The organism is Lutibacter oricola (assembly GCF_900106565.1).
GTDB classification, from domain to species: domain Bacteria; phylum Bacteroidota; class Bacteroidia; order Flavobacteriales; family Flavobacteriaceae; genus Lutibacter; species Lutibacter oricola.
Genome location: NZ_FNNJ01000011.1, coordinates 58,079 through 84,636 on the forward strand (window position 1 = coordinate 58,079; position 26,558 = coordinate 84,636).

The window sequence follows — 26,558 nt, forward strand, 5'->3', positions numbered from 1 at the left end:
AATTAATTATGTGTGCAATTAAAAATTATTTACAAGTAGGTTTTTTCTTTATGGCAACAATGTTGTTTGCCCAAAAACAACCAAATATTATTTACATAATGTCTGACGATCACGCTGCACAGGCAATTGGAGCTTATGGCGGTGAATTGGCAACATTAAATCCAACACCGAATTTAGATAAGTTAGCTTCCGAAGGAATGTTATTTAATAATGCATTTTGCAACAATTCAATTTGTACGCCAAGTAGGGCTAGTATTATTAGTGGGCAATATCCACAAACCAATGGTGTTTTAGATTTGGACATGGCCTTAGATACTCGTAAGCAATATTTACCAATTGAAATGAAAAAATTGGGGTATTCTACAGCTATGATTGGTAAATGGCATTTGAAAAACGAGCCAGTAAATTTTGATTATTATAAGGTTTTACCAAGTCAGGGAAAATATTTTAATCCTACTTTTAGAGAAAAAGGAAAAGGAGAATGGCCAAAAAACCTTTCAAAATCTAAAGGACATTCATCAGATGTTATTACAGATTTAGCTATAAATTATTTAGAAAATGTAGACAAGTCTAAACCTTTCTTTTTAATGCATCATTACAAAGCGCCGCATGATATGTTTGAATATGCGCCACGTTATGAAGATTATTTAAAAAATACTGAAATTCCAGAACCTGCTAGTATGTACAACCAACCATATTGGGGATCAGCAGGTACAAAAGGCGAAAACGATAGGTTAATTAATTATATAGGAACTTCAGTTTCACCAAGACATAGGAATCCTTTAAAAGCATCAGATTATACAACACGTTTTTTTGGTGAAGAAATCGAGCCTAAATTAGGAACTCACTTAGCGTATCAAAAGTATTTGAAAGATTATTTACGTTGTGTAAAAGGTGTTGATGATAATTTAGGTCGTTTGTTTGAATATTTGAAGAAAGAAGGTCTTTGGAAAAATACTGTAATTATTTATACTGGAGACCAAGGTATGATGCTAGGAGCACACGATTTAATTGATAAACGTTGGATGTATGAAGAAGCTATGCAAATGCCTTTTATTGTGCATTATCCTAAAATGATTAAAGAAGGAAAAACTACAGACTTATTAATTAATAATACAGATTATGCACCTACTATGATTGAACTTGCTGGAGGTAAAACACCAGAATATATGCAGGGTAAAAGTTTTTTAAACACCTTAAAAGGTAAAAGCGAAACCAATTGGAGAACAGCAACTTATTACCGTTACTGGATGCATATGATTCATCACGCAGTTCCTGCACATTTTGGAGTAAGAACTAAAGATTATAAATTAATTTTTTACTATGGTTCGCATTATTTAACTAAAAAAGATTTTAAAAATCAGTATTGGATAAAAAATAAACTAGGTCATGATGTTCAAACTCCAGTAACTTGGGAATTTTATGATTTAAAAAATGATCCAAAAGAAATACATAACAGATACAATGATCCTGCTTTTAAAGAAATTATTGAAGAGCTAAAAAAAGAGTTGAAAAGACAACGTGAGGAATTAAATGAAACGGATAAAGAGTATCCGCATATTCAAAAAATTGTTAATAAACATTGGAATGATTAAAAACAAAAAAAGCATTACAATTAGATTAAAAAAGGGATTACTATAATTAGTAATCCTTTTTTATTTGATAATTTAAATATAATGCTTGTAGTTATTTAAAGTCTTGTAAAAATTCAGCTAGAATTATTTTTCTATCTAGCTGCATTTTTTTACGTAATCTACTTCTAGAAGTATTAATTCCTTCAACGCTTAGCCCCATTATTTGCGACATATCTTTACTACTAAATCCAAGTTTAATAAATGCGCACATTTTTAAATCTGTAGGTGTAAGTTTTGGAAATTTATTTTTTAAGGTGGTATAAAAATTATCATTTACAGATGTAAAATGCGATTCAAATTCTTTCCATTTAATACTTGTATTAATTTTAAGAGAGCTTTTAAGTTCTTTTACAATTTCTGTATTTTCTCCTTTTACGTTAAGTTTGTCTAACTGTTTTTTTATTTCTTTTTGTTGAGAATCGCGTTCTAGTAATTGTGTAGCAGAGGTTAGTAATTCTTTGTTTTTTAATTCAAGAAACTCTTCTTTTTTCTGAAGTTCAAGTTGTTGTTTTACAATTTTAATTTTACTTTTTCTTTTGAAAGAATAAAAGATAAAGCCAAACAAACTAGATAGGAAAGCGCTAATAAGAATAATTTTAAAGCGCCAAAATGTTTTTTCCTTTTCTAAAATTTGTAGCCGCTGAGATTTTAATTCCTCTTTGTTTTGTTGAATTTGAGCCTCATATTTATTCTTAATTTCAAATAATTCTTTGTTTTGAGATTTGTTGCTGCTAAAAAGTTGTTCACTTAAAGTAAAAGCTTCGGTTAGTTTTAGGAGTGCTTTTTTAGAATTTCCTTTTTGAGCATATATTTCTGAAAGATTTTTTAATGTTTGAAGTTTTTTATCTGCATGTGTATTATAAGTATCAATAGCAGCAATACTTAATTCATAAAAATAGATTGCAGAATCACTCTTTTGCTTCATTTTGTAATACAAACCTAATCGTTCATACAGTAAACCGTGAATTGGTTGTAAAGGTAATGGATAAGAATGGCTAACTTTAATAAGTGAAGATTTAGCTTTTTCTAATTCTCCCATACTTAAATATATTTGAGAAAGGTGAAGTTGACCGTAGTGGACAGCTGTTTTATTATTCTTTACTTGTTGGCTATAAGAAATGCTTTTAAGAGCTAATTTTTCAGCTTCTTTTAAGTTTTTATGTGCTTGCAAGGCTATCCAAGCTCCTTTTGTATAAAGCTGAGCTAGTAATTCTATTTGAGTTTGTTTATCTGTTATTTGGGTAGCAGCAATTTGTTGTGCCTCTTTATAAGTTTCTTCAGCTTTTACATACTGTTCTAAAACCATATAAAGAGTAATTAATTTGTATAATACCTCTGTTTTTTGAACTGAATATTTTGGAGAGTTAACTAAAGGAAGCAGCGTCCATATTTCATCGTAACATTTGCTGTATAAACCTTTTCCTGAAAAATGATGGACAAGATTTAATTTTGATTCAATTATTTTTAGAGTATCTTTTTTTTGTGTTGCTTCTGAAATTTCTCCAGTATATTTTATAAGCAAACTATCTTTTTGTTGTTGAGAATAAATAGAGCTTATCGAAATAAATAAAACTACGGATAATAAAGCAAGTTGTAAGATTGTTTTTTTTGAAATTAAACTCATTGAAATATTTTATAAAATATATAGTGCTGATACTCTGATGTGTAAATGTAAATAATAAATGGTAATGCTTTGTTGTATATATGGTTAAATATACGCATTGCTATGTTTATTCTATGGTTAAAATAAGAAAATCATCAACTTTTAAGACGATATTTGTTGGAGTTAGTTGAATATTTAATATAAATGTGAAATGAAAAATAGAAGGCAATTTTTAAAAATGTTTTTGATGTTATTTAGTATTCTTTTTTGTACTTTAATTCAAAGTCAAAATAAAAAGCCAAATATCATATTTTTACTTTCTGATGATCAACGAGATAATACATTTGGAGCTATGGGGCATCCAATAGTAAAATCGCCTAATGTAGATCAATTAATTAATGAGGGAATTCGATTTTCAAACACATACATTGCCGAGCCAGTTTGTGCTTCAAGTAGAGCAGCTTTATTTACTGGTACATATGAACGTGTAAATGGTATTGGTTTTACATCTAGTTATTCGTTAACGGAGAGTCAATGGGAAAATAGTTATCCTGAATTATTACGCAACAATGGGTATTATACTGGATTTATTGGAAAATTTGGAATAGAATATTACACATTTAAAGGTAATGCTTCAAAAAAGTTTGATTATTGGAGAGCACACGATGGCTGGTCTAAATTTTGGCCAAAAGGTTTAGAAAACTGTTCAGAATATTTCGATTCAAAAGAAGATATTATTACACCAATAATGGGTGAAAGCATTGAAGACTTTTTACAAAAAACACCTAGTAATAAACCATTTTGTTTGTCGGTTAGTTTTTCAGTACCTCACGGAAGTCAAATAATGTCTATGCATCCAGAAAATAGGCAAGCAGAAATATGTTTAGAACCTGCAAATAATTACGAAAAATTAAAAGGATTAGAATTTTACGATACTTTATATAGAGATGGTAAAATTGAAATTCCAAAAGAAACAGCAACAGATCCCTATAAATACATTCCAAAACGAATAATTGATCAAAATAAAGGTAGAGCTACGCAAACCTATATTTATGATTATAACACCATTTCTTGTAATGAGCATTACATTAGATATTATCAACAAATTTCCGGCATGGATAAAGTTATTGGTGATATGGTAAAATCTTTGGAAGAAAAAGGAATAGCAGATAATACAATTATCATTTTTGCGAGTGATCACGGTTTATTAATGGGAGAATACGGTATGGGAGGTAAGGCTTTGTTATACGATTTAGCTTCAAAAATCCCTTGTTTTATTTACGATCCTCGTTTGCCTGAGAATAAAAAAGGACAAAATATTGAAGAGTTGGTTTCTAGTCTAGATTTAACTTCAACAATTTTGGAGTATGCAGGTATTGAATCTCCAAAAGAAATGCAAGGAACAAGCTTAACCCCTTTAATCAATGGGAACAATAAGAATTGGCGAAAAGAATTGTTTTTAGAAAGCTTTTTTACAGGAAGAGATAATCCATTTTGTGAAGGAATTAGAATGGGAGATTGGAAATATATTAGAATGTATCGTGGAGGTTTTTGGGGGTATAATGAAACTCACCTAGATTTTAATAATAAGAAACCCGATTTTGAGCAATTATTTAATTTAAAGGATGATCCTAAAGAAATGAATAATCTAATTGAACAATATGAAGGCAGTAAGTTATTGGTTGAACTTAGAGCTAAAACAGCCAATTATGCCAATACTATGAATAAAACACGCGAAGATTACAAACAAACTCACGAAATAGCATTAAGAAAGAAGAATAAAAACAAGAAGTAAATGAAAAATAATATCAAAAATATATTCAGAAAAATATTATTACTTACTGTTGTAATAGTATTTGCTAACAGATTAGAAGCTCAAGAACGTCCAAATATAATTTTAATAATGACAGATGATCAAGGCTGGTTTGATGCTGGATTTAATGGAAATAAAACAATTAAAACTCCAAATTTAGATTTGTTAGCTTCAAAAGGAGTTATTTTCGATCGTTTTTATTCAGCTTCAGCAGTTTGTTCTCCTACAAGAGCTAGTGTTATAACTGGGAGAAATCCGTATAGAATTGAAATTCCTGATGCAAATTCAGGACATATGAAAACTCAAGAAATTACTATTGCTGAATTGGTGAAAAAAGAAGGTTATGCTACAGCACATTTTGGAAAATGGCATTTAGGAATTCATACTAAAAAAGAGTTGGATGCAAATAGAGGAGGTAAAGAAAAACACTTTAAACATTATAGTGTACCTAGCATGCATGGTTACGATGAGTATTTCTGTACAGAATCAAAAGTTCCTACTTATGACCCTATGATTTCTCCAGCTGTTTATGCTGAAGGAGAATCGTTAAAATACGGTTGGTCAGCAATTAAAAAAGGAACTCAATCTAAAGATTACAATACGGCTTATTGGATTGGGGATGAAGAAAAAGCTACTGAAAATTTAGAAGGAGACGACACCAAAGTAATAATGGATAGATTGCTGCCTTTTATTGAAAAATCTGTAAAAGCTAATAAGCCATTTTTTACAACTGTTTGGCCACATACACCACATTTACCGGTAGTTGCAAGTGAGTACTATAAAAATAAATATTATGGTATATCTAATAAACAAAAACTGTATTACGGTTGTATTACTGCTTTAGATGATCAAATTGGAAGATTATGGAAAGATTTAGAGGAAAAAGGTATTGCAGATAATACTATGATTTGGTTTTGTAGCGATAATGGCCCTGAAAATGGAACTCCAGGAAGCGCAGGTCATTTAAAAGGAAGAAAAAGAAGTTTACACGAAGGAGGTTTAAGAACACCTGCTTTTGTAGTTTGGCCAGCAAAATTAAAAGGAAATAAACGTATTGATTTTCCGGCATTTACTAGCGATTATTTACCAACGGTTTTGAGTGTATTAGATATTAAATATCCAGATAACAGACCTTTAGATGGTATTAATTTAATGTCTTGTATAAAAAAGCCAAAAATGAAAAGGAAAAAACCAATGGGCTTTCGGTACAAAAAGCAACTATCTTGGGTAAATCATCAATATAAGTTAATTACAAAAAATAATGGTAAAACATATGAACTATACGATTTACTAAATGATGTTTCAGAAGTGAAAAATATTATTAAAGAAAAACCAGAATTAGCCAAACAAATGCATAAAGAATTAGATAAGTGGTTAGAGTCTGTAAATAACAGCAAAAAAGGAAATGATTATTAATAAAAACAATATGAGAAAAACACTAGGTTTATTTTTATGTTTGGTAGTGTTAAGCAGTTCTGTATTGGTAGCAGCTTGTACAAATACTTCAGCAGATAAAAAGCCTCTAAATGTAATTGTAGTGTTAATTGATGATATGGGTTATGGAGACTTGTCTGTTTACGGTAATCCAATTGTAAAAACACCAAATTTTGATTTGTTTCACAACCAGAGTATAAGCTTTTCTAATTTTGCTGTGAGTCCAACTTGTGCGCCAAGTAGGTGTGCTTTATTAACAGGAAAACATGAATTTCTTTCTTCTGTAACGCATACCATTAAACCAATGCGTAATATGAGTCTTGAAAGTACCACTATTGCCAATTTATTTAAAACAAAAGGTTATGAAACAGGACTTTTTGGAAAATGGCATTTAGGACAATCAGAGGAATATGGACCTTGGGCAAGAGGATTTAATCAAACCTTAGTGGTGCCAGGCGATATGCAAAATACTCATTACAATCCTAAATTGTTAAAGAGTCAAGTTGAAATTAAAACAGAAGGTTATCGTACAGACATCATTTTTGATGAAGCGATGAATTTTATTGAAGACAATAAAGAGCAACCTTTTTTCTGTTATTTGGCTACATATACACCGCATTCACCTTGCGTGGTTCCAGATAAGTATACCGAACCATATAATAAATACACAAATCAGATGGATGCTGTTAGGTATAAACCAGAGTTTAATGGAATGATTACTAATGTAGATGAAAATTTGGGTAGGTTAATGGATAAAGTGAAGACAGCAGGTTTAGAAGAAAATACACTTATAGTTGTTTTGGGAGATAACGGAGGAACATTTGGTGTAGATACTTTTAATGATGGTAGGCGAGGTGTAAAAGCAACTGTTTGGTCAGGTGGAATTCGTACATTTTCTTTTTGGAAACTTGGCAAAAATTTTAATCCTAAAGAAACTTCAGAAATGGCTGGTCACGTAGATATTTTGCCAACATTGGCAGAATTTTGTAACCTTAAAATTCCAAATAAAACAAAAAAACAATTAGAAGGAAATAGTCTTAAAAAATTACTAGAAGGAAAAACTAATAAACTGAATGATGATAGAATGCAAGTTCATCATGTTGGTAGATGGAAAGATCCAGCTACATGGAGCGCTCATAAATATGCGAATGCTTGTGTAAGATGGAAGCAATATACGCTGGTGCGTATAGAACCGTGCCGCGATTCAAATTGTAAAACTTGTAGAATGATTTGGGAGCGTGAAGATGGTCGTCCAATGCTTTACACATCAAACAAAGAGCATCATCGAATGACCGAGCCAGGTCAGTGGGAGTTATTCGATTTAGAATCTGACCCTTATCAATCTAAAAATATTGTAAATAAAAATCAAGATATTGTTAAAGAAATGAGTGAGCATTATGAAACTTGGTGGAAAAAAGTTGAGAATCAGCTTTCAAAATAAGTAATAAAATATAAAATAATAGAAAAAAATGAAGATGAAAATTTTTAGTTTAGTAATCCTATTTTGTTTATTTAGTTGTGGACAAAAGAGTATTGTAAAAGATAAAAAACAACAACCCAATATTGTTATTATTTATGCTGATGATATGGGTTACGGAGATTTAAATTGTCAAAATCCAAATTCAAAAATTCCTACTCCTAATTTAGATCAATTAGCTTCCGAAGGTATTCGTTTTACAGATGCACATAGCTCTTCTGGAATTTGTTCTCCAAGTAGGTTTGCTTTGTTAACAGGTCAATATCATTGGCGAAGAACTCATAATATTGTAACTTCTTTTGGGCCACCAATGTTTAAAGATTCTGATATTACATTGCCACAAACATTAAAGCAAGTTGGATATAAAACAGCTGCAATTGGTAAATGGCATTTAGGTTGGAATTGGAATTTCATAAATAAAAAACCTTCTGGAGAAAGAACCTATTGGGGCAGAACTCACAAAACATATTTGGTTGAAGATATTGATTGGGAAGCGCCTTTAACTGGTGGACCTTTAGATAGAGGTTTTGATTATTATTTTGGAGATGGAACAATTAATTTTCCACCATATGCTTGGGTTGAAAATGATAAGTTTGTTGAAGCTCCAAATGATTTTTTTGAATTTAATCAGTTTGAACGAGAAGCTAAAGAAATTGACTGGGATTCTCGTCCAGGACCAAAAGTTGCAGGTTGGGATCCGTATACGGTATTGCCTACACTAACTAAAAAAACAGTTTCTTGGATTCATAATCAAAAGGAAGATGAGCCATTTTTTCTTTACTTAGCGTTGCCTTCTCCTCACGCACCTATTATTCCAAATGATGAATTTGATGGTAAATCAGAGGCTGGTGCTTATGGTGATTTTATGTTTCAAACAGATTGGGTTGCAGGGCAAGTACTAAAAGCTTTAAAAGATAAAGGTTTAGATGAAAATACCATTGTTATTTTTAGTTCAGATAATGGTCCTGAACAATTTGCTTTTGAAAGAGCCCAAAAATTTGATCATTATAGTATGGGAGATTTTAGAGGATTAAAGAGAGATATTTGGGAAGGCGGACATCATATACCTTTTATTGTAAAATGGCCAAATAATATAAAGCCAGGAACGGTTTCAGATAAATTAATATCTCAAGTTGATATTATGGCAACTATATTAGATATTACTAACATAAAAACTTCTGAAAAAGCCGCAATGGACAGTCAGAGTTTCTTGTCAATTCTTACTGGTAAATCAGAAGGAGAACATTTACGAACTTCAACAATTCATAATACGAATAGAAAAGGATTTGCAGTTAGAAATGGCAAATGGTTATACATTAATCAATCTACAGGAAATGTTTCTAAAATGCCAGATTATTATAAAAAATTAAGAGGATATAAAGATTTTAAAACTAAAGGTTTGTTATTTGATTTAGATAAAGATCCAGAACAAAGAACAAATTTGTATAATCAATATCCTAAAGTTATTTCAGAAATGGAATTAATGTTGAAAAAGGAATTAGATAGAGGTTATTTGAAATAATTCAAATGTCTTAAAAGTTTATGTTAGTAGTAGAAAACATAATCTTCATTCTAAATAAATATTAAAAAAAAACGTTTAACATATATATATTATAATGATAAAAAAACAGCAATTTTCAAGGGTAATCATACTAGTTATTTGCCTTTTTGTAAGTGAAACTTACGCTCAAGATGTTAAAAGAGCTAGACCAAAAGAATGGAATGGTTTAGTTGAAGGAAGTAGATTTATAGATCGTTTTTTACCAATTCCAGTTATTGGAGAAAAAAAATCAGATACTTGGGGCGCTAAACAAGTAGTTCCTAGATATGTAGATAATGGAATTGAAGAAAAAGATTGGTCTTATTGGGGAGGAAATATAATTCAAGATGAAGAAGGAAAATACCATCAGTATATTTGTCGTTGGAGAGAAGATTCAGAAAAAGGACATATGGCTTGGCCACAATCTGAAGTAGCTCACGTAATAGGTAATAATCTATTAGGACCTTTTAAATATGTAGAAACCATTGGGAAAGGACATAATCCGGAGATTTATAAAATTAAAGATGGCCGTTATGTAATTTCTGTAAATGGAGGTTATTATTTGTCAAAAAGTTTAAATGGGCCTTGGGAGTATTCAAAATTTGAATATGACCAACGAGAAAAGCCAATTCTAGATCATCTTACAAACAACACATTTGCCCAACGTGAAGATGGATCGTATTTAATGGTAAGCCGTGGAGGAGAAGTGTTTTTTAGTGAAAGCGGCTTACCGCCATTTTATATGGTTACCGATAAAAGTAATTATCCACCATATGATGGTAGATATGAAGATCCAGTAATTTGGAGAACCAACATTCAATACCATATGATTGTGAACGATTGGCTGGGTAGAATAGCTTATTATTTACGTTCAAAAGATGGAATTCATTGGAAATTAGATGCGGGTGAGGCGTATTTACCAGGCATTGTTAAGTATGAAGATAAAACATTAGAAGATTGGTATAAGTTTGAACGTATTAAAATGTTTCAAGATAAATATGGTCGTGCAATACAAGCTAATTTTGCAGTTGCAGACACTATAAAAAAACAAGATAGGGGAAGTGATAACCACAGTTCAAAAAACATTGGAATTCCTTTAACCATTGGAAAGTTAATTACTGTTTTGAATACTGAAAAATTAACCGCAAATACGCAAGAAATTCGTTTAAAAGTACAAGCAGAAAAAGGTTTTAATCCACATAAGCATATAAATTTTAAATCGTTACGTTTTGGAGCTTCAGAAACAGTTAATTTTGGAGGTGGAAGTAAAGTTATTAAAAAAGAAAAAGCTGGGAATGATTTAATTTTAACTTTTGAAGGAAAAGGTAATGGCTTAACTGAAGATAATTTTGCCGGAAAATTATTGGGTAAAACCAGAAAAGGAAAGTTGTTATTTGGCTTTGCACAATTGCCTGAGATAAATTATTTAGAGCAAGCATTGTCTAGTAAATATCCCGTTTTAGAGTTAAACGGTCGTAATTTAAAAGTTAGCCTTGAAGTTCAAAATTTTGGTCAAGTAAATTCTATTAAAACTCCTGTAGAAATTCAATATAAAAAAGAAGGGAAATGGCAAAGTCTTGCAAAAGGTGTAATAACAGTTTTAAAACCTTTTGAAAAAACAATTATACAAATGCATGCTAAAAAGTTTGCTGAAATTGGCGAAGTTGCCAATACGAGAGTAATTATAAGTCAAAAAGGTCAAAAAACATCAACCTTAGAAGGTAAGGTTATTGTTAGATAGTAGATATATGAGTAATAAAAAAAGCCTCTCAAAATTTGAGAGGCTTTTTTTATAGGTTAACAAAGTGCAGTTAACTTTTACCGGTTTTAACTTTGCTATCTCTTGTTTTGTTATATTTTTCAAAAAGCTCTTTTACCTTAGTTTGGTATTTTGGATTGTTAATAAGGTTTTTACTTTCGTTTTCTGAAATATTATCATTCAAATTAAATAAAGCAAAAGGAGTTCTCTTTTTAAATGTTTTATCCTTTTTATCAAACTGAATAATTAGTTTCCAACCATCTTCTGTTATCATACCTTGTTTACCAGTACCACTTTGTGTTATTAAAAATGGATGAGGTTGAATTTTCTTTTCACCTAACAAAATAGGCAATAGGTTTGAAGAATCCATTGCATTATTACCTTCAATTTTTTGATTGGTTAAACTAGCTAAAGTTGCCATAATATCAATTCCAATAATTGGTTCTTCTGAAACTGTATTTGCTTTAACCTTTCCAGGCCACCAAGCAATAAAAGGCACTCTTGTTCCACCTTCATACATTTGATTTTTTCCACCTCTATAAATATCACTTGATTTATGTTTAGCTTGCATTGTTTTTTTAATTAACAAACCACCATTATCTGAAGTAAAAATGATTAATGTATTGTTATAAACACCTTCTTTTTTTAATGTTTTAACCATCATTTCTAGTTGTACATCCAATTCCTTCACCATATCTAAATGACTAGAAGGAGTTGTGCCAGCTATTTTGGTGCCATTCAATTTTTTTGAAGGTGTATGCGGTTTATGTACAGCTTGAGAACAATAATACATAAAGAAAGGTTCTTTGGTTTTACTACTTTCTTCAATAAAATTAACAGCTTTATTAATTAGTAAAGTTCCGGCATTAAAAGGATTCCAGTTACTATCTCCTAAACCTTCTTTTTTATCAAGTTTAAATCCAAGCTTGTCAGCATATTTTTGAGTAATTAGCATTATTTCTGAATCCTCTTTTATTGGGTCCATAACACCATTTTCATAAGCAGCATATGGTTCCGCCTGAATTCCGGCAGGATACATATAACTATAGTCAAATCCATTTTGAACAGGACCTCTATCAATAACTTTTGTAATATCTACATCAGTTTCATGTTCAACTCTTGGGTTTCTATAAAGTTTGTTAGTACTTTTTCTTTTGAAATCCATTCCATAGCCCCATTTACCAAAAAACGATGTTTTATAACCAGCTTGTTTCATTAATTTACCTAATGTTAATTGGTTTGGTTCAATAGGCGAGCGTTCAAAACAACCCCAAACTCCAGAAGGAGCGTAGCTTCTATAACAGTGGTTTCCAGTCATTATAGCATATCGAGTAGGAGCACACAAAGCAGCAGGTGAATGCGCGTCTGTAAAAATAGTTCCTTCTTTTGCTAACTTGTCAATAGTTGGAGTTTCAACAATAATATTATCCGAATGCATTTTTCTATAATGCGAAATATCTCCAGTACCTATATCATCAGCTAAAATTACAATTACATTCGGTTTGTTTTGAGAAAACCCTATAAATGGAATTACTAGCAGTAATAATATTTTAAATATATTTTTCATTTTTAAATTATTTTAATTTTAACCAATTCAAATTTACAGCTTTTTCAGAACCCCAATCAGATTTAAAAACAACTACAATATTTTTAATTCCTGTTACTTTTTCAGTAATATCAGCTTCAATAGTTTTCCAAGAGCTCCAACCTCCAGTATATTCAATTGGGAAAGTTGCAATAAGTTTTCCTTTTGGGTTTCCTAAACGAATTTCAAAACTTCCAGTACGTTGTCCACTAGCTACACGAGCTTCAATTTTTGTTGCCTCACCATTTCCAAAATCAACTTTATTGAATTTTACAAATCCCATCATTTTAGTATCACAAACCATCCAACCGTTTGGTTCGTTTTCTCCACCTACAAAAGCAATGTTTGCTTTTGAAATTTCATTGTATCTATCAATTTGAATAGTATCTCCAATTTTTGGTATTCCAATACCTCTTATTGTTGGAGTTACTTTTTTTATGGTTCCATCTTTTTTGAAAGTGATGTAATCGGCACGCATAGAACGTAATTTATTATAACCACTAATATCCCACCAGTGGTAGAATAAGATCCACTGATCATTATATTTTACTATGGAATGATGGTTGGTTCCGTTACCAATATTGTCCATAATTTTTCCTTGATACGTAAAAGGCCCTAGAGGATTTTTAGCTGTTGCATAGCCAATAGTATAACCTTCATCTGGAAAAACGTGTGCAAATGTAAAGTAGTAAATACCATCTTTTTTAAAGGCGAAAGAACCTTCTTTGTAACCAGCAGGTAAACCTTCAACTTTTATAGGTTCTGCACTAATTTCTTTCATATTATCTTTTAGTGGAGCTACAAACAACTCTTTTCCACCACCAAAATATAAGTAACCTTTGTCGTTATCATCAACAAATAAGCCTGGGTCAATTCCACTTATACCTTTTATATAACTTTTTTCCCACTTAAAAGGTCCTGTTGGATTTTTTGATGTTCCTACACCAATTCTTCTAAAAGAAGTGCCATCTTTTGGTTTTGCTGGGTAATAGTAGTAATAAGTATCACCTTTTTTAATACAATCTGGAGCCCACATTGCATAAGTGTCCTTGTCTCCCCAAGGCACATCATTCTCTTTTAAAATCCATCCGTGATCTTTCCAAGTTGATCCGTTTTCTAAAGAAAAAGCGTGATAACCAGGCATACAAAAACGTGGGAATTCTTTTTCTCTTCCAGCTGGAGGATACGTATCACTTGATGGATAGACATATAATTTACCATCAAAAACACGTGCCGTAGGATCGGCTGTAAACATATGTGTTACTAATGGGTTTTGAGCAAAACAAAATTGAATTGCTGCTAAAAACAAGATTAATAGTGATGTTTTTTTCATTTTATTGTTTAATTATTTTTATTTTTTTTGAAGATTTTTCAGTTTTTACTTCTAGCATATAAACGTTAGAATTTAAAGAGTTTAAATCTAAATTTATTTTACCGTTGTTTACCGTATATTTTTTAGAATACACTAAATTTCCAATACTAGAGTATACAGCTATACTTGCAGTTTTACTAGTGTCAATACCTAAATCTATTGTAAAGTTGTTTTTAAACGGATTAGGATATGCTATTATTTCACTACCTATAAATAAACTGTTTTTGTAAACACCTTGACATTCTTTATCGGCTTTAATTTCAACAGAATTTAAACCATTAATTAAAGGTAATTCAATAGTAGAATTCGATGTTTTATACGTTTTGTTGTTTAATAATATAGTGTAGTTTGTACCACCTTTTAAGTTGTAAGTAGCAGTTTTTGCCGAGCTATTTACTTTTGAAGAAACTCCTAAAGTTTCAACTTCTTTAATGTTTATTGAGAAACATTGTTTGTAAGTTGGTTTACTTGGAATTGTAATACAAAGTTCATAAGTTCCAACGGCAAGGTTTTCAAAAGAAGTAGTTTCTGTAAAGTTTTTTGTAGAACTAGTTTCAGTAATAATTGCTACATAATCAAAAGATTCTAAAGCGGTGATTTCTATTTTTCCATTGTTTTTATTATCACAAGTTTCGCTTGTAGTTTTAATGGTAAAGTTATTTGAAGCTATTTTTTCTTCGCTCCTAATAATTTCTTTACTAAAGTTAAAAACTTGCAATGTTAAGCTACTAATATGTCCATTTGTATCGCTAAAAGTAACAGAAACAGTATTGTTTGCTTGTAGTATGTTATATGGAACAGGAATTTCTAGAACCCCAAAAAAGCGATCACGACCACTTTGATCGTTACCTCTCCAATTAGTAGGTACTTCAACAGTAGTTCCATTAATTTTTAAGGTTGGTTTTAAAGATTTTCCGTGGTCTCTACCAATTCCTAAACGTAAAATTGCTTCACCTTTTGTGTCTAAGGCAACATTGTTAATATTGAAATTTATTGCCTGATTGGCTGTAATTGGCTTATAATAAGTATCAGCAAAATATTTAGTTTCATTAGAAGTATCTGAAATAGTAATTTCTTTATCAAAAGTGAATTCTAATATTATAGTAGCTTCACGACCAATGTTAACTTTAGTAATGTTTGAAGTAAATGTTTCTTCATCTAAGGCGGGTATTCCGCTATTTTCAGCATGTAAATGTTTTTTTACAATATTTTGAATTTTTGCACTTCCAAAGCCTTTTAAACTTAAATCTACAGTTCTAGCTTCGTGATGCATATTGTTAATTATAACATAAGCTTTATTACCATTAACATACGTGTCTATTTGAGTATCTAAATTACTAGATTTTGTGTCAACTCTTGTTCCGTTTACATTTTTCCAAAGCTGATAAAATTTTACAATTTCAGTATAAACCCATTCGTCTCCAGTTTCACCTTCTAATTCTTTTTTTTGACGAAACAATCTATGCGCATATTTTGCATTAGGATCTTGACTACCTGAAGGTTTCCACCAATTTGCTTTTAAAATTATAAACGGTAATGCTTGATCAATAACATCTGGTCTTTCTAAAAGTTGCATCATCATAGTTGAAAAAGAACGTAAGTTGTGCCAATCTCTTTCTTTAGTATATAACTCTCCTTCGGTGTTTAAGCATCCATATTCTGAGATACAAAAAGGTTTAACTTCTCCTAATTTTAAATATTCATAATGCTCAACCATGTCTAAAATAGCTTCTACATTACTACCTGCTCTATATTGGCCTTCATCATTTTTTTGTACATTATCATATAAATGCAATGAGAAAAAGTCCATTTCTTCTCCAGCAATATCAATAAAAGTTTTCCAGTTTTTTTCCCAGTGTTGAAAATTTGAAGCCTCATATGCAGGATGTGCTGCACTATAACCACCAACTTTTGCATTTGGATTTAATTCTTTTATGCGTTGTGCAACAACTTTATGCATTTGAGATAAATTAGTTCTTGTTGTACCTAAGCTGTTTGCTTTTACAAAAGGCTCGTTCATAACCTCGATATAAGTAGGTAATGGTTGCCCATTTATACCGCCTGTACCAAAAAAGTATTTGAAATAATTAGCATAAAACTCAGCTATAGGTTTGTAGTCGTCTTTTATCATTGTCCATTTAGCGCCGTTTGGACCAATTTCATGCGAGCCATTTGGGTACATTCCTTCCTGACCACCCATCATATAGCGACTTATTCTGTTTTCGTATTTGTGTTCACTTGTATTGTTTTTGTATTTGTTAACTTCTTGTGCTCCTTTAGTTTGTAAATAACTTACACTCGGCCAACCTGGTTTACTAGGATCTTCTTCACAAATTGTTAAATTCCAAGGTAAGGACCCATTGTTTCTACCTAGGTAAGTGTCAAAGTCTTCTAAAAATTCTCTTTTAAACTCTTCATTTGGCCATTCGTTGTCATCTACACCTGCGTGTAGCATTAAATATTTCGACCTATCTAATTCAGAAACTCCACCAACTGAATGTTTAACATTTAAGTTAATATCTACAATGTCTTGGGCAAAAGTTGAAAAGTGATAAATTGAAATTATTAAAAATATGTAAAGTAGCTTTTTAGTCATTTGTAATTTTTTTAAGTTATTGAAAACTTATTAAATTTAAATAATGCAATTTGCCTATATTAAACATAACTAATAATAACAATTAGATTATTTAATAGAAGTATTGATTAATTTAATTAAGGACGCAAAAACTCTTATATTTTATCGTTTAGATTTTAGAGATATTGTTGCAGTTTCTAAACCTTTAGCAGAAGCTTTAAATTCAATATTTCCAGCGTTTTCAGTAGTTTGAATTACAGCTAGTGCTTTCCCATTAAATGCTTTTCTGTTTGATGCTTGAAAAGAATCTAAATTCATATTATCTCCATTTCCAACAGCTATTAAATTAGCTTCACCAATAACTTCAAAATTGATTAAATTATCTGCTTTTGGCACTACATTTCCATCTTTGTCAAGTATTGTACATTCAACATAACTTAAATCTTCACCATCTGCTTTTAAGTTCGTTCTTCTAACAAATAATTCAATTTTTGCAGCTTTACCAGCTGTGTTTACTTGTTTAGTTGCAATTTCTTTTCCATTTTTATAGGAAACAGCTTTTAAAGAACCTGGTTTGTAAATTACTTTCCATTCTTGATATTCAACATCATTTAGGTTATTTTTTTGTTTCCCTAAAGATTTTCCATCTTGAAATAATTCTACTTCATCACCATTTGTGTAAGCAAAAACAGTAACTTCTTTTCCTTCCATACCTTCTAAATTCCAATGTGGGAAAATATGAACCATTGGTTTATTAGACCATTGAGATTGATAAAAATAATATCCATCTTTTGGAAAACCACATAAATCAATAGGAGCAAAGGACGATGATCGTGCTGGCCATCCAAAAGGAATAACTTCACCTAAATAATCCCAACCTGTCCAAATAAATTGTCCCATTATGTCGTCTCTATTTTTAATGTCTTTCCAAGCTTGAACACCTCTATATCCAATTAACTCGCGTTTTTCAACCCATTCATATGCTTCTGTACTAGTATAACCAAGTTTATTCCACCAAGCTTCTTTTTCTTTTCCATATAAATAAATGCTACGTGGGTAGAATGATTGCGCTGAAGCACATTCAGTAACCACTCCCATTGAATTAGGTGCAATTTTATCTTCTCGATCTAAGCCATTTTCTTTAATATAGTTATAACCTCTAATATCGCTAGTTTGTGCCGCTCCTTCACTAGGCCAAGCATCCCAACCGTAACCAATTAATCCGTTTGTTACTGGTCTGTCATCAAGTTTATGAATAATATCAATTAATCTATTTGCAATTGGAATTCCTTCATCGGTTTTCATTTGGTCAATTTCGTTTCCAATACTCCACATTACAACCGATGGATGGTTTCTATCTCTTAATACAAAATCAGTTAAATCAGTATCAGCCCATTCTTTAAATTTATCGGCATAATATTTAACCGGAATACGAATTTTTTTTCCTTCTTGTACTGTAGTTGGGTTTTTAACTATTTCCCATTCATCAAAAACTTCGTTCATAACTAAGAATCCCATTTCATCGCAAGTTTCTAAAAATTCAGTAGAAAAAGGATTATGTGAAGTACGAACGGCATTACAACCCATTTCGCGTAAAATTTCTAGCTGACGTTGAATTGTTCTTTTGTAAATAGCAGCTCCAATTGGACCACCTGCGTGATGTAAACAAACACCTTTTAATTTTGTTTGAACTCCGTTTATTGAAAATCCAGTGTCTTTGCTATAACCTAATTCTCTAATACCTGTTCTAGTTGATTCTTCACCAATTAACTCACCATTATTAAATAATTGAACTTTTACAGTATACAATTCTGGAGTTTCTGGCGCCCATAATTTTGGATTTGGTATATCAATTGAAACATTTAAATTTTCAATCTTAGTTGCTGAAATTTCAACAGTATTTTCTTTTGAAGCAATTTCAGAATCATCTTTTAAAACAATTGTTTTCGCAATTATTTTACTGGCTTTATCAAATTCTGTTTTAATATTGAAGGCCGCATTTATTGTAGCGCTTTCTTTTGAAATTTTAGGAGTTGTAACATATAAACTCCAATTAGGTATGTAGGTTTTATTTCTAATTTTTAAAGTAACATCTCTATAAATTCCTGTTCCTGTATACCAACGAGAACCAGGTTGTTCTGAATTATCTAAAGTTACTGTTAATACATTTTCTTTATCAAAGTTAATGTGTTCAGTTAAATCATATTCAAAGCCAATATAACCTAAAGGTCTGTACCCAACTTTTTGCCCGTTTATATAAACTATAGAATTTCTATAAGCACCATCGAAATAAACAAAAACTTTGTTTTCTTTTTCGTTTGCAGGTACTGTAAATGTTTTTCTATACGTACATTTTCCTGTAGGTAACCAACCACCACGTGAAAATGAAGGATTCTCTTTTGAAAAAGGACCTTTTATACTCCAGTCGTGAGGAACATTGATAGTTTCCCATTTAGAATCATCAAAATTTGGTTGAATAGATTCAGAAATTTCACCCTTTGTAAATTGCCAATTTTTATTAAAATTAATATTGGCAGTTTGAATTTCATTCTCTTTTTTTGAACAAGAAATAGTTAAGAAGAAAGAAATTATTAATAAGCTAATACTTGTTGATACGTTGGACAATCGATTCATTTTACTTGGTTTTTTTGAGTTTTGAAAAGTTCATTTTTTAGAACACTACAAAAATATATCAACTAGCAAGTAAGTGAATGTACAAATGTTTCTGAATGTAGAACGAATGTGTTTATTCCAGATTCATAAGCCAATTGTAGAATAACTCAGGCCATTGCTCTAACTGCTTCATATCTTTTGCAAAGGCATATCCGTGCCCACCAAGCGGATAAATATGCATTTCGGTTTTAATATTTTTTTGCAGAAGTGCTTCAAAAAATAACATGGTGTTTTTTACAGGAACGGCTTTGTCGTTTGTTGAATGCACTAAGAATGTTGGTGAGGTTTCTTCGGTAATTTGTAATTCATTTGAGAACAAATCAACCATTTTTTTGGATGGAGTTTTTCCTAATAAATTCTTTTTTGAACCTTTATGAGTTACACCATCTTGCATTGAAATTACAGGATATATTAAACCCATAAAATTGGGTTTAGCACTTAGTTTATCAATTTTATCTTGCTTTTTATAGGCTTCAAAATTGTAATGAGTACCAAGAGTTGAAGCTAAATGTCCTCCAGCCGAAAATCCCATAACACCTATTTGATTCTCATCTAGTTTCCATTTTTTAGCGTTTTTTCTAATAATTCTAATTGCTCTTTGAGCATCTTGTAATGGTGCTAAATGAGGTTTTGTAAGCGATTTTGAACCTGGTAATCTATATTTTAAAACAAATGCATTAATTCCTTTTGAAGCAAACCATTTGGCAAAATTTGTACCTTCATGATTCCAAGCTAAAATTCCATAACCGCCACCAGGACAGATTAATACTGATTTTTTAGTGTTTAATTTTTTAGAAGCCAAGTAAATATCAATTGTTGGTTTTTGAACATTTGAAATTCTTATAATATTGGTTTCTTCAATTATTTCTTTTTCTGAAGATTTTTTTTGGTCTGGAATGTTTTTTTTCCAAAGAGGAATCGTTTTGTTTTGTGCATTTCCAACAAGAGTAAAGCACATTGTAGCAACTAAAATAAAGTATTTTGTCATTGGTATTATCTGTTAAATCTACCAGAAGTATTTCCTTCAAGTATGTTCATTACCTCGTTTACATTAGAAAAGTTTACATCACCTTCATAAGTGTGTTTTAGGGCGCTTGCGGCAGCCGCAAACTGCATAGATTTATAATCGTCAAAATGCTGTAAGCCATAAATTAATCCCGCAGCGTAAGCATCTCCAGTTCCAATTCTATCTACAATATGTGTAATATCCAAATCTTCAGTTTCTCTAAATTCAACTCCGTTCCACATTCTCGATCTAATTTTATGCCAAGAAGCATTAACTGCAGTTCTAATTTTATCGAAAACTTTGGTTATTGATGGGAATTCTTTCATTAATAGTTTACTGGCTTCAATAAAATCTTCTTCAGAATATGTAAAATTAGTACCTAATACTTCATTAATTTCATTAACACCACCAATAAAAATAGTTGAGTAATTTAATAAATCAGCTAAAATTTCTTTAGGATTACCTCCATATTGCCACAAACCACTTCTATAAGTTGGATCGGCTGATACTTCCATACCTTTTTTACGAGCCAAAATTAATCCTTCTTTTAGTGTTTCGTAACCACCTTGGCATAGGGCAGGAGTAATACCAGTCCAATGGAACCATTTAGCACCATCTAAAGAGATATTCCAATCGACCATTGAAGGTTTAATTTCAGAAAAAGAAGAATGAGACCTGTTATAAGAAATAGAACTTGGACGCATAACGGCTCCAACTTCTAAAAAATACACACCTAAAGGTCTTTTTGAACGTACAATGGCCGAAGTATCTACGCCAAATTTTCTAAGATAGGATATAGCTGTATCACCAACAAAATCTTCGGATATGCAAGATATGTGCTTTACTTCACCACCAAAATTAGCAATTGATATGCCCACATTTACTTCGGTTCCTCCAAAATAGAATTCTAATAAGCTAGCTTGAATAAACTTTTTATTTCCTTCAGGAGATAAACGCATTAATACTTCTCCAAATGTTATTATTTGACTCATTGTGTTTAATTAAGTATGTTCAGTAAATTTAAAATTTAAAATATAAAATTAATAACAATTGTCATAATTATTACCTAAATCAATTTTTTGTTAAAATAAAAAGGCTGATTTCGAAATTGAAATCAGCCTTTTTGTATAATAAACTATTAAAAGTTTATATGTTATTTAAATCATTTACTAGTTACCTAGGTTTGGATTTAATACTACGTCACCAGAAGGTATTGGAGTCCACCAAGTTTCTTTATCTGCTGGGTTTCCAATAAGTGGTACATCGTTAGGGTCACGGTTTGCATTTACTTCTGCAACCATATCTAATCTAACTAAATCTAACCATCTGTTTCCACCAACTTCACCTAAAAATTCGTATGCACGCTCTTTTACAATTGCGTCTACTAATTTTTCTGTAGTATTTAATTCAGTAGAAGTATAATCTACCATAGGATCTGGAGTTTTCCAAAATTCTACAGCTAAAGCTTCAACTTCAGCTTGCTTAGTAGATCCTTTAGCATATGCTCTACGTTTAACCATATTCAATTTGTCTATTGCTTCAGCAGATTCACCAGTATTAGCACAAGCTTCTGCATACATTAATAGAACTTCTGCATAACGCATTGCAATTCTATCGTTAGATGTTTGCCAAGTATGCTCTTTTACTTCTCCAACAGGATCTGTTGAATTAGGTGCACCTGTAGCATACGTATACTTAGTTACAATAGGGTTTCCAAATTCAACAAAAAATTGATTTGTTTCAGGATCTACACTAGTAGAAAACTCTTTTCTGTATCCATCAGGGAAATTATTGTAATAAGTCCACTCCATATATGCATCCATCCAGTTTGCCCATCTAAACCCATAAACTCTATTTTGAGTAATAATTGGCCAAGACTCTCTAGACATAACGTGTGCATGAATTACTTCTTTATTCACTTGATGTGGATCTTGGAAGTTTTTTGCAAAGTCATCCATTAATGAATAAACACCAGCACCAATAATTTCATTTGTTAAAGATTTAACGTTAGCCCATTTGTCAGTTTCATTGTATGGATATCCAGTTAATTGCATATAAGTTTTAGCTAAAAATGCTTTAGCAGCAGTTTTAGTTACTCGTCCATTGCTAACTGTAGGATCAGTATCTCTTGCGTTGTCACTCCATTGTATAGCGAATTCAAAATCTGAAATTACTTGTTCTAGTACCTCTCTTTTTGGAGTCAAAGTCATTTCAAAATCTGGACTTGGACTAAGTGGCATAGGAATATCTCCAAAAGTAGTTGCTAATCTAAAATAGCATAAACCTCTTATAAAGTAAGCGTTTGCTTGTGCAGCGTTTATTACAGCTTCATCAACACCTTCTGGATGTGCATTTTGTATAAATGAATTAGCTGCATATATAGTGCTGTAATTTCCATTCCAGTCGTTTGTAGACCAAGAGTTACCTGCTGTTCTTGCAAACTGATCAGATTCTAATACAACCCATTTGTTACTTCCTAATCTTGAAGTTAAATCATCTGCACCACAATAATGTGAGTAGTTATCTAATCCCCAATTGTTTCTACGCAATGTACCGTAAATACCTATAACTCCGGCATCTAAAGTGTTAGCATCAGCGTAAAAAGTACCTGAAGATTGTAATCCTTCAGATCCTTCATCTAAATCTTCACAGTTGCTAACCATTATAGCTAGCATACCTATAAAAAGAAATTTACTTATTGATATAAATTTTTTCATTTTTAATTAGTTTTTTATTAAAATGTTAATTTAAGACCTGCAGATACTGTTCTAGTTAAAGGATACGAAAACGCATCAACACCTGCTTGAGAATCACTATTAGCAGGAGTACTTGAACCTTCTGGATCTAAACCTGAATAGTCTGTAATAGTTAGTACATTGTCCATACTAGCGTATAGTCTAAGGTTACTAATTTTTAAAGCATCTAAAATTGATTGTGGCATATTATAACCAACAGTTAAATTACTTACTTTAAAGAAAGAACCTTTTTCGATATATTGGCTTACTACATATGTTAAAGAATAGTCAGTTCCATATGGCATTACTTGTTGCGTAGAACTAGTATTTGTTGGAGACCATCTATTTCTGTAATCAGTATCTAATATACCATAATTTAATCTATTATCTGTCCAGTTATAAATATCGTTACCTACAGTACCAATACATTGTACAGAGAAATCCCAGTTTTTATAAGATAAACTACTACCAAATCCATAAGTAAAATCTGGAGCTGTTTGTCCAACAATTTGTCTATCTGCAGCAGAAATTGCACCATCACCATCAAGATCTTCATATCTAACCTCTCCTGGTCCAGAGTTAAATGCAGCAGCTTCAGCAGCTTCATTTTCTTGCCATATACCAATTGCTTTTAATCCATAAAGAGCACCTAAAGATTCACCTTTTTGAACAACAAACTTTTTGTTACCACCTACTAAACTCCAAATTCCGATTGCTTCTTCAGACTCTACAAAAATTTGATCTACATCACCACCTAAATCTTGAACAATGTTTTTGTTTCTAGAGAAGTTTCCGTAAGCAGTCCAGTTTAAATCATCTGTACTTTTAATGTTCCAGTTTAATCCAATTTCAATACCGTTATTATCAATATCAGCAAAATTGTCTTGGATACCTGTTAAACCAGTGTATCTAGCAACAGATTGTTGAATAATAACACCTGTTGTTTTTTTAGAATAAACATCAATAGAACCTGTTAATTTACTATCTAAAATACCAAAGTCTAAACCTGCATTGTAAGAAGTTGTAGTTTCCCATTCTGTATCTACACTTGTTAAAGTTTGATTAGGAACAACACCTTGTACAGGTACTCCATTATCTAATGGATACCAACCAAAGTTTCTTGCTGTAGGGTCTCCTGCAAATGTAGGTTGCGTATCTCCATATCCTATTGCTGTATTACCTGTTGCACCGTAACCAACTCTAAGTTTTAAATTACTAATCCAGTCAGTATTTTTTATGAAGTCTTCCTCAGATATTTTCCATGCAAGTGCAGCAGAAGGGAAGTAACCCCATCGGTAATCTGGTTGAAATCTTGATGAACCATCTGCACGCATTGAAGCAGTTAATAAATACTTGTCTTTATAACTATAGTTTACACGTGCCATATAAGAACGTATTTTTCCTAAGTTAAAATTTGATGTTGTAGAAGTAGCTTGACCGTTTCCTAGGTAATACCATTCGTTTGCAAGAGTACTTAGTTCTCCTACAGCAGCTGTTAAATTACGACCTGTAGCCTTGCTAAATTCATAAATAGCAGATGCTTTAAGGTTATGATCTCCAAATTCATTTTCATAAGTAAGTCTACCGTTTACTAACCAACTGTTATTTCTAACATATCTTTGTTGTGCAGTAATATTACTTCTTGTAATGTCAATAAAATCAGCTAAAGTTCTTTGACCAGAATAATTGTTAGTTAAACTTCCTGAACCACCTAAAACCATTGTAAGTTTATCTGTTAATTCAACATTTATATCAATGTTAGATAATACACGGTCACTTAAAGATTCTTGGTTTTGACGTACATCCATTTCTGGGTTAGGTAATCTACCTACAAGAAAAGCCCCATTATAACTATCATTAGTGTTTCCATCAATAAAGTCACCGTTTGCATCACGAGATTCCCACATTTGAGGATAAATAACAGCGTTACCCATTACATTACCAGTACCAGCAGTACCAACACCATTACCTTGAGAGTCAGTATGAACTCCATAAGTATTGAATTTAAAGCTAATACGGTCACTAATATTACCTGCTATGTTAGAACGTAAAGAAGTTCTTTTGTAAAATGTGTTTTTAATAGTTCCTTCTTCATCTAAATGGTTAGCAGAAAAGAAATATTTAAGGTTATCATTACCTCCAGAAACATTTAAAGTATGGTTGTACTTGTAACCATTTTGAGTTACTAAATCTTGCCAATCTGTACCTCCATTTTGTCTAAAACCATCAATTTGAGTTTGAGTAAAATAAGGACTTTCTCCTAAAGAAGCTCTTTGTTCATTCATTAACTCAGCTTGCTCATGAGGGCTTAACAAATCATATTTATTAACAACGTTACTAAAACCAAAGTTAGTTTCAAAAGAAACTTTTAATTTTCCAGATTTTGGAGCATTGGTAGTAATTAAAACTACACCGTTTGCCCCTCTAGAACCATAAATTGCAGTTGCAGAAGCATCTTTTAAAAAGTTAATTGTAGCAATGTCGTTAGGGTTAATAGTTGAAATGTCAGCACCAATAAAACCATCAATTACATATAACGGGTTGTTAGAGTAGTTAATAGAACTACCACCACGAATACGTATTTTCATTCCTTGACCTGGAGCACCTGTAGTTTGTTGAATGTTTACCCCTGTAATTTTACCTTGTAAACCTGCACCAATTTTTGTAATTGGAGCTTTCAATAAATCTTTTGAAGATATAACTCCAACAGATCCTGTTAAATCACTTTTTTTAGCTGTACCATAACCAATTACAACAACCTCGTCAAGAGAAGCTACATCTGGTTCTAGTTTTACATTTATTTTAGTGTTAGCACCAACTTTAACACTTTTAGTTTTGTATCCTACAAAAGAGAATACTAAAACATCAGTATCATTTACTTTGATACTGTAATTTCCATCAAAATCAGTTGAAGCTCCTGAGGAAGTACCTTGTTTAAGTATATTCACTCCAGGAATCCCCTGATTTGTTTCATCTGTAACCTTACCGGTAACAGTTTTTTGAGCGTAGAACTGCTGAACGCTCATTAAAGATAGAAATATTCCTAAAAAAGAAACATTTCTTAAAAATTTTGAAAATTTTTTCTTCATAATTAAATTGAGTTTGGTTAATAATTTGTGTTCTTTTACGTTTAAATCATCTACAAAATAATATTAAATTGTAGATATATTGTATATAAAAATTACCTCTTAATTCATCAAAATTATCTTGAGCTTTTTATTTGATAAATTATTTTGGGCAACTATTAAAGAGCATTTTTATGAGTTAATAATTAAATTAACTTGAATAGTTATTTTCGAATTTTAATAATGGTATGTTGTCAATGAACGTTATTTGTTATTTAAGGACATTG

Annotated in this window: 15 protein-coding genes; 6 read left to right on the plus strand and 9 right to left on the minus strand. The window is 31.3% G+C overall.

Annotation, left to right across the window (positions count from 1 at the left end; translation table 11 throughout):
* Nucleotides 1–8 precede the first annotated feature (8 nt).
* Entirely contained in the window at nucleotides 9–1,595 is a 1,587-nt protein-coding gene (locus BLU40_RS15260; RefSeq protein ID WP_090125598.1) for a sulfatase family protein, read from the plus strand.
* Between the two features lie 91 nt (nucleotides 1,596–1,686).
* Here BLU40_RS15260 and BLU40_RS15265 read toward each other — a convergent pair whose 3' ends face one another.
* The gene (locus BLU40_RS15265; RefSeq protein ID WP_090125601.1) at nucleotides 1,687–3,258 is read right to left on the minus strand and encodes a tetratricopeptide repeat protein; all 1,572 of its coding nucleotides are present in this window, start codon (nucleotides 3,256–3,258) and stop codon (nucleotides 1,687–1,689) included.
* A 190-nt stretch (nucleotides 3,259–3,448) separates the two neighbouring features.
* Between BLU40_RS15265 and BLU40_RS15270 the strand changes: the two genes are divergently transcribed.
* From BLU40_RS15270 to BLU40_RS15290, 5 genes are all read left to right on the plus strand, one after another.
* A complete protein-coding gene (locus tag BLU40_RS15270) occupies nucleotides 3,449–5,032 on the plus strand; it encodes a sulfatase-like hydrolase/transferase (RefSeq protein WP_090125604.1) in 1,584 nt (527 codons plus the stop codon).
* Entirely contained in the window at nucleotides 5,033–6,466 is a 1,434-nt protein-coding gene (locus tag BLU40_RS15275) for a sulfatase family protein (RefSeq protein ID WP_090125607.1), read from the plus strand. It begins immediately after the preceding gene.
* 10 nt (nucleotides 6,467–6,476) lie between these two features.
* A complete protein-coding gene (locus BLU40_RS15280; RefSeq protein ID WP_175454810.1) occupies nucleotides 6,477–7,925 on the plus strand; it encodes a sulfatase-like hydrolase/transferase in 1,449 nt (482 codons plus the stop codon).
* Between the two features lie 34 nt (nucleotides 7,926–7,959).
* Entirely contained in the window at nucleotides 7,960–9,483 is a 1,524-nt protein-coding gene (locus BLU40_RS15285) for a sulfatase family protein (protein WP_245729959.1), read from the plus strand.
* 94 nt (nucleotides 9,484–9,577) lie between these two features.
* Complete coding sequence (locus BLU40_RS15290) at nucleotides 9,578–11,242, plus strand: glycoside hydrolase family protein (protein WP_090125616.1); 1,665 nt, start codon at nucleotides 9,578–9,580, stop codon at nucleotides 11,240–11,242.
* 70 nt (nucleotides 11,243–11,312) lie between these two features.
* Here BLU40_RS15290 and BLU40_RS15295 read toward each other — a convergent pair whose 3' ends face one another.
* From BLU40_RS15295 to BLU40_RS15330, 8 genes are all read right to left on the minus strand, one after another.
* Nucleotides 11,313–12,827: a sulfatase family protein gene (locus tag BLU40_RS15295; protein ID WP_090125619.1), complete on the minus strand. Its 1,515-nt coding sequence runs from the start codon at nucleotides 12,825–12,827 to the stop codon at nucleotides 11,313–11,315.
* Between the two features lie 7 nt (nucleotides 12,828–12,834).
* Nucleotides 12,835–14,178: a family 43 glycosylhydrolase gene (locus BLU40_RS15300; protein ID WP_090125622.1), complete on the minus strand. Its 1,344-nt coding sequence runs from the start codon at nucleotides 14,176–14,178 to the stop codon at nucleotides 12,835–12,837.
* Nucleotide 14,179: 1 nt separating this feature from the next.
* A complete protein-coding gene (locus BLU40_RS15305) occupies nucleotides 14,180–16,813 on the minus strand; it encodes a T9SS type A sorting domain-containing protein (protein WP_090125625.1) in 2,634 nt (877 codons plus the stop codon).
* A 141-nt stretch (nucleotides 16,814–16,954) separates the two neighbouring features.
* Entirely contained in the window at nucleotides 16,955–19,426 is a 2,472-nt protein-coding gene (locus tag BLU40_RS15310) for a glycoside hydrolase family 2 TIM barrel-domain containing protein (protein ID WP_090125627.1), read from the minus strand.
* Between the two features lie 112 nt (nucleotides 19,427–19,538).
* Nucleotides 19,539–20,453: an alpha/beta hydrolase gene (locus BLU40_RS15315; protein ID WP_090125629.1), complete on the minus strand. Its 915-nt coding sequence runs from the start codon at nucleotides 20,451–20,453 to the stop codon at nucleotides 19,539–19,541.
* A 5-nt stretch (nucleotides 20,454–20,458) separates the two neighbouring features.
* Nucleotides 20,459–21,463 (minus strand): sugar kinase, encoded by a 1,005-nt coding sequence (locus BLU40_RS15320; RefSeq protein WP_090125634.1) that lies wholly within the window; start codon nucleotides 21,461–21,463, stop codon nucleotides 20,459–20,461.
* A 177-nt stretch (nucleotides 21,464–21,640) separates the two neighbouring features.
* Nucleotides 21,641–23,188: a RagB/SusD family nutrient uptake outer membrane protein gene (locus BLU40_RS15325; protein ID WP_090125637.1), complete on the minus strand. Its 1,548-nt coding sequence runs from the start codon at nucleotides 23,186–23,188 to the stop codon at nucleotides 21,641–21,643.
* 17 nt (nucleotides 23,189–23,205) lie between these two features.
* Nucleotides 23,206–26,295: a SusC/RagA family TonB-linked outer membrane protein gene (locus tag BLU40_RS15330; RefSeq protein ID WP_090125640.1), complete on the minus strand. Its 3,090-nt coding sequence runs from the start codon at nucleotides 26,293–26,295 to the stop codon at nucleotides 23,206–23,208.
* Nucleotides 26,296–26,558 lie beyond the last annotated feature (263 nt).